Genomic DNA, 6,268 nt, shown 5'->3' on the forward strand with positions numbered 1-6,268 from the left:
ATCCGAGGATAGAGCCTGGTTGTTCGGTGTCTCCCCGCCTGTATCGAGCGTTTTAGTGAGTTATTACACGTATCCACTAAGCGGAGTGGAAGATGACTTCGCGGCCGCCGACCTGCCTCAGGCCGGGACGGGATCCCAACCTTCGCCGCTGGTGACGGATGGTGAAAGAGCGCTTTTTCTCATCAACCCAACATGCATGGGGGAAACGTGTTTCGGCGACCCGGACGTGTATGCGTGGCGCTCGGGGGAGGAGCCAGCATCCTTGATCACGTCACCGGAAAATCCGGCGGAAGAGTACGGATCGGATCTTAGGCCTCGTGGTGTGCCCGCGCTGGATGCGCAAGGCAATCTCTATTTCGGCGGTGGCGGGGGGAGCTCCGGTAACGGCCTGTTCCGGCTTTCTCCGGAGGGTCAACTGGTTGAGCTGGTGGACTTTGATAACCATGCGGAAGGTCGCTATTACCCGCTTGGGCAGCGCCCAATCGCCTTGCTTATCGATCAGGAAGAGAACGTTCTTTACGGCTTGGCGGGACGAGACCAGTCCGACGGCGTTGGTGATTCCGAGGCGATTCCCGCGGACGACGAAAGTATGGGGACGTTGTTCTCCATTGATCTTGCCAATGTCGAGACCGACGGTTCCACCACGGTGACACTGCTGCGCACCTTCGCCAAGGAGGCCGATGGGTGTTCAGCAAACGGTGTCGACAGCTGCTTCCACGGCAGCCATACCGCGCAGCACGCTTTGCTTCAGGTCGGGGCGTGGTTGTACGGCACGTCCTTCAACACGATATGGCGTTTCCAGCCTGATGACAGTGACAGCTTTGCCGTTGTGCATGCTTTCGGGGAAGAGGTTGGCGACGGCCGTGTGCCCTGGGGGCCATTGGTTCTGGCGGCGGACGGCAATCTTTACGGCACCACTCGCCGTACGGTGGCCGAGGAGGGCGCCGTGGATGGGGCTGGGGTTCTGTTCCGTGTACGCATCGGACAAGCCAATGATCGTTCCGACGACGAGTATGAAGTACTGCATGTCTTTGACGTGGAAGCTGATGGCGCCTTGCCGGCGGGACTCAGCGCCGGTGCCGTCGATGGAACGGTGCAGACCTTGTACGGCGCTACCTCTCGGGGGGGACGGGTTGGTAATACCGTTTCCGTCAATGACGCCGATGGCTTCGGCACTTTGTTCGCCGTTGATATCGATCTGCCCGTGCTCGCGGAGATCGAAATCAGCGCCGATCCGCAAACCCTCACCCTGGGCGAAAGCACCACCCTGACCTGGTCGGTGAGCAACGCCAATAACTGCTCGGGGGAAGACGACTGGGCGGGAGTGAAAGCCACTGAAGGCAGCGAAATCTATACCCCCTCCGTGGATGGCGAATACGTTCTCACCCTGGCCTGCGTGGATGCCAATGACGATCGGGTGGAAGCGAGTGTCACCGTGACCGTGGAACCGGCGGAAGATGGCGGAGATGGCGATGGTGATAACGGCGGTGACAGCGGCGGTGGCTCTTCCGGCGGCGGTGGAGGCGGCGCTTTGTCCCTGTTATGGCTGTCCGCTCTGGGGTTACTGACGGTACGCCACCGTCGCCGCTTCTCTCTCTGATTTTTGCTGGCGGGCAGGCCCCGTCGGCCAAGGAGCAGCCGAGCGCCAGCCGCGCCGCCAGCCTCGGACGCCCCGTCGCGGAAAGCGGCGGGTCACTACCCCGTAACGGGGCACAGTAAACAGAGCTAAAGGAGTACCTGTAATGAGCGTAACCGTAACTTACTCAGCAACGTTCGGTAATTATGACGGGACCTATGGACCTGATGCTGTCCAAGGTTGGGATGGTTCAGACGGGCTGCACAGTGGAACGACAGGCAGTTTTGAAAATCAGGATGGCTTCCTGCCCGCCTTCAACCGCCTTTTCGAGATCGCCGACCATAGCGAAAACCCGGGGGCTTTTGCCGGTGATGAAGACCCTGATCCGGTCGTGGACCTGGGCCTTTGGGACCTGCTGGGTACCTTCTCTGGTACCCAGTACGCCTCCTCCGGCGAATACGCGGGTTTGGATCTGGGCTTTATCGTCGAAGCGGCGGACGGCTCTTATCTCAACTACACCTTCTTCGCCAGCCCCACTCATACCCTCTATGGGGAAATCGGTTCGATCACCTTCGGTCTTGGCCTGGAGCAGGACAGCAATGGTCTGTACTACTTCGATGAGGAACTGGTGACCATCGACGGCTTGGACACCATCGGCCTCAATGGCGGCCTGGACGCGAATGGTGATGTCATTGATCGCAATGACCCCAATCTGACCAACGATACCCACGCGATCGTGAATGGGCTGAAGGATGGTGATGCCTCGGCATTGTGGGCGGCCATTGACGGCAATATTGGTTCCGAGGTTTTCAATTCCGCTTTTGCCGAAGTGCTGGGTGTTCCAGAAACCACCGAAACCGAACTGGAACTGGCGGCCTGAGCATAACCGCCTGATTGACCGGTGTTCGCTCTCTGATGGGCGGACACCGCTTTTTTTAAAAAGAAGGAAGCAAGACATGCGACGGTTTGGACTCTGTTTGCTCTCATTTTGCGCCTTCGCTCTGGCGGGCCCGCCGGCCAGTGCGCTGGAACCCACCATCCTGGCCGCCAATGGGGGCCCCAAACCGGACGGTTATGAAGGGGTGGGCGCCCCCCGTGTCCCGCCACTGTTGGCAAGGAACGGCCGCCTTTATGGCATTGACGCTTACGACAATATCTTTTCACTGGAAAATTACGTTAACCATTCCCGGCAAGTCGTACAGCTGACCGAGTTTGGGCTGGAGGCGTTCAGCGGTGGTCTGGTGCAAGACCATCGGGACGGGAAGGGAGAAATGTATGTGGCGGGCTTCCGCGTGGCCGGCCCTTTTGATGAACTCGACACTGGTCGACTGCTGCGTCTGGACTTTGATGGCAGCCACCCGCGCGCACTGGTGGAATTGCTGGAACCCAATGGCATTCTGGTGATCGATGACGATCATCTCTACGGGTTGGATAAAGGGCCGGAAGGCAATGGGCGCTTGTTCACTGTCAACCTGGACGCGGCGCAGCCGGCGCTGGAGACCGTGCACACCTTTTCCGCGGGTCCTCAGGGGCAACGCCAGTATCCCAACGGCATGATTCTGGGCTCCGATGGCTGGCTCTACGGAGTGAGCGCCTATGTGCGGGGCGTGCCCTACGCTCCGGGAACGCCGTCTTTGCCCGCCACACCCACCGGCACGGTGTATCGAATCGATCCACGGCAAGGCACGGCCTCGTTCGAGGTGTTGCATACCTTTGTTCTTGATGATGGAGAAATCCCCTGGCAGACCCGCTACGGGGAAACCTACCATCGTAATGCCGTGGACGGTGCCAACTCTATTGGTTACACCCTCAGTGGTTTGGTGGAAGGGCCGGACGGCTATGTGTACGGCAATCTCTCCCTGGGTATCTGCACCACGCCGGGTACCCAGGAAGAGGGTTGGAGCCATTTTCTAGAGGCCCTGCCGTTGTGCCATGGGCAGGAAGCCGCGGCGGACGACCAACTGAAGTGGTACGCGTCCGATCCGCCCCATTACGATGGCCCGAATCTCCACGGATCGGTCTACCGCGTGGCCATGAGCGGCGATGACTTCGCCATTGTGCATCGTTTCAGCGGTGGTGACGGCGGCAGCCAGCCACGGGGGCCGATGGTGCTGGCCGGAGACGGCAATATCTACGGCACCACCTATGCTGGTGGCCGTCTCAGTGGCGGCAGGGCACTACCGGGCGAGCCGGTGGAGCCGCCGGCCGATGACGAATGGGGCTACGGCGGTGCGATTTATCGCATTAATCCGGACCAGATCCGCATCAATGAGTCCGGGCAGGTGGAAGACGATGGATTCGAACTGGTGTATGGCTTTGTAGACGGCGTGGATAAGCAAGGTAATGTGCGTTACGACGGCCGGGGACCGGTGGGTCTGTCGCTGGGATTGGACGGACGTATGTACGGAGGCAACCTAAGTGGGGGAGGCTATTTCAGTACTTCCGGCAGCAAGGTGCTGTCGCGTACAGGTACCCTTTACCGGCTCAGCCTCAATCCGGACGATGAGCAATCCCGAGTCACCGTCACCATCACTCCCGGCGAGATCGAGGAAGGCGGCACCGCCCTGCTGGAATGGAGCACGGTGGATGCCTCCAACTGCACCGCCAGCGGCGGCAATGATGGCGACGGCTGGGCCGGGGCCAAGGACGACAGCGGTTTCCTCCGGGTCAGCCCGGAACCGGGCACCCATTACTACACCCTGACGTGTGAAAGCACGCTGACCGGCGGCCAGGTAGGCGACGTGGCGTCCCTCGGCGTCGGCGCGCCGGATCGGGAAACCGACGAGCAGGTTCTCGAGTACGGCAATGGCAGCGGCGGCAGCCCGTCCTGGTGGTTACTCGCGGGCCTGGGGGTGTTGTTGGCGGCCCGTTCCAAGCGGAGCGGCCGGCGATGAAAAAGACCAGGGACGATCTGCGCGCGGCGTTGATGCCGCAGCGCGGCACTTTCGTTTCCGTGGGCGTGTTCAGCGCGGTGATCAATTTGCTGATGCTGGTGCCAGCGCTGTATATGTTGCAGGTCTACGACCGGGTGTTGGCGTCCGGTAATGGCGTGACGTTGCTGATGCTGACGGTGATCGCCCTGGGGCTGTACGCGCTGATGGCCGCGCTGGACTGGCTGCGCGGCTTACTGGTGATTCGTGTCGGTGAAGCCCTGGACCAGCAACTGGGCGAGCGTGTTTATGACGCCGCCGGACAGCATGGTTTGCAAGGCGGAAATGTGTCCTCGGCCCAGGCCTTGTCGGATCTCAATCAACTGCGCCAGTTCTTCGCCGGCAGTGCGTTGTTCGCTTTCTTCGACGCCCCCTGGGCACCGCTCTACTTGATCGTGCTGTTTCTGTTTCATCCGTTATTGGGGGCCTTGGCGTTGCTGGGCGCTCTGGTATTGCTGGCGCTGGCGTTCGTCAACGAACGCTGGTCCCGGGCACCGTTGAACGAAGCCAGCGCCTTGTCCATCAACGCCGGCCGTCTGGCTCAGGAACATTGGCGCGGCGCCGCCACCATCAAGGCTCTCGGTATGGGCGGCCGTTTGCGCCGCCGCTGGCGAGAATTGCAGGACGGTTACGTGGACCATCAACACCTGGCCAGCGAACGCAGTGTGTTGATCGGCGCGGTGACGCGGGCGCTGCGACTGGCGCTGCAATCGCTGATGCTCGGCGCCGGCGCCTGGCTGGCGATCCACGGTCAGATCAGCGCCGGCATGATGGTGGCCGGTTCGATTCTGGTGGGCCGCATGCTGGCGCCGGTGGAGCAGGTGGTGGGCGCCTGGCGTCAGTGGAGCGGTACACGCATCGCGGTGAATCGCTTGCAGGCGTTGTTACAGACGCACCCGGAGCCGCCTCGGGGGCTGAGTCTGCCACGCCCGCAAGGCGCGTTGAGGGTGGAAGGTCTGACGTGAATGGCACTTACTTAGTCGATAAGACCTTGATCCAGAAACAAAAAAGCTGATCCAATGGCAGCGTGTTTATCTCGCCAAAGAATCCACACCCCGCCAAGGATCAGCTCCCATGGATGCTAAACAGAATCGATTTCAGCAGCAAGCAATCAAACAGCAGTTGTCCCGCCAAGATGCCATCCGTTTTTTCAATCTACTCACCTCGGCAGAACTCTTTGATGTACTGGAATCCTTATTGCCCGAGCACCGCGAGCGCCTCTTCCCGCCAACGGAAACCTTGGCGATGTTTCTGAGCCAGGTGATGCAAGCGGATCGCTCCTGTCAGCGAGTGGTCAACGAAGCTGCGGTGGCACGCTGGCTGGGAGGGCGCAAGGCGTGCAGTACTTCCACGGGCGGCTATTGCAAAGCTCGGCAGCGTTTACCACTGGAATTGGTCTCATCTCTGGCACGTGCCACAGGCGCGTTGATCAACGAGAAAGTACCTGATGACTGGCTCTGGCAGGGGCGGCCTGTTCGCATCGTTGACGGCACCACAGTGACCCTGCCGGACACGCCCGCCAATCAAGAGGTTTACCCCCAGCAGCGCTCGCAGAAGCCTGGTCTGGGCTTCCCACTGTGTCGTATTGTCGCCGTCACCTGTCTGGCCAGTGGTGCCGTACTGAATGCGGCAATGGGGCCTTACGCGGGTAAAGGCGCCAGCGAACACACCCTGTTCCGTTCGTTGCTGCCTGGCTTCAATGCCGGCGATATCCTCCTGGGGGACGGTCTGTATGGTAGTTATGTGATTCTGGCGGACTGTC

5 protein-coding genes are annotated in these 6,268 nt (G+C 60.7%); all 5 read left to right on the top strand.

The features are described 5' to 3' along the window. Window positions 1–262 precede the first annotated feature (262 nt). Window positions 263–1,600, top strand: a complete 1,338-nt coding sequence (locus tag E0L37_RS19575) for a hypothetical protein (protein WP_133493334.1) — start codon at window positions 263–265, stop codon at window positions 1,598–1,600. Between the two features lie 142 nt (window positions 1,601–1,742). Next, complete coding sequence (locus tag E0L37_RS19580) at window positions 1,743–2,456, top strand: heme acquisition protein HasA (protein ID WP_133493335.1); 714 nt, start codon at window positions 1,743–1,745, stop codon at window positions 2,454–2,456. Window positions 2,457–2,532: 76 nt separating this feature from the next. Continuing rightward, complete coding sequence (locus E0L37_RS19585) at window positions 2,533–4,470, top strand: choice-of-anchor tandem repeat GloVer-containing protein (RefSeq protein WP_133493336.1); 1,938 nt, start codon at window positions 2,533–2,535, stop codon at window positions 4,468–4,470. Then, on the top strand, window positions 4,467–5,471 hold the full coding sequence (locus tag E0L37_RS19590; RefSeq protein WP_240687513.1) for an ABC transporter transmembrane domain-containing protein: 1,005 nt from the start codon (window positions 4,467–4,469) through the stop codon (window positions 5,469–5,471). Before E0L37_RS19585 ends, E0L37_RS19590 begins: the two co-directional genes overlap by 4 nt. A gap of 109 nt (window positions 5,472–5,580) precedes the next feature. Next, window positions 5,581–6,268 (top strand): IS4 family transposase (locus E0L37_RS19595; RefSeq protein WP_133491545.1); only part of this gene is annotated, 688 nt, incomplete at its 3' end.

This window comes from Alcanivorax sp. 24 (genome assembly GCF_004360225.1).
Classification (GTDB): domain Bacteria; phylum Pseudomonadota; class Gammaproteobacteria; order Pseudomonadales; family Alcanivoracaceae; genus Alloalcanivorax; species Alloalcanivorax xiamenensis.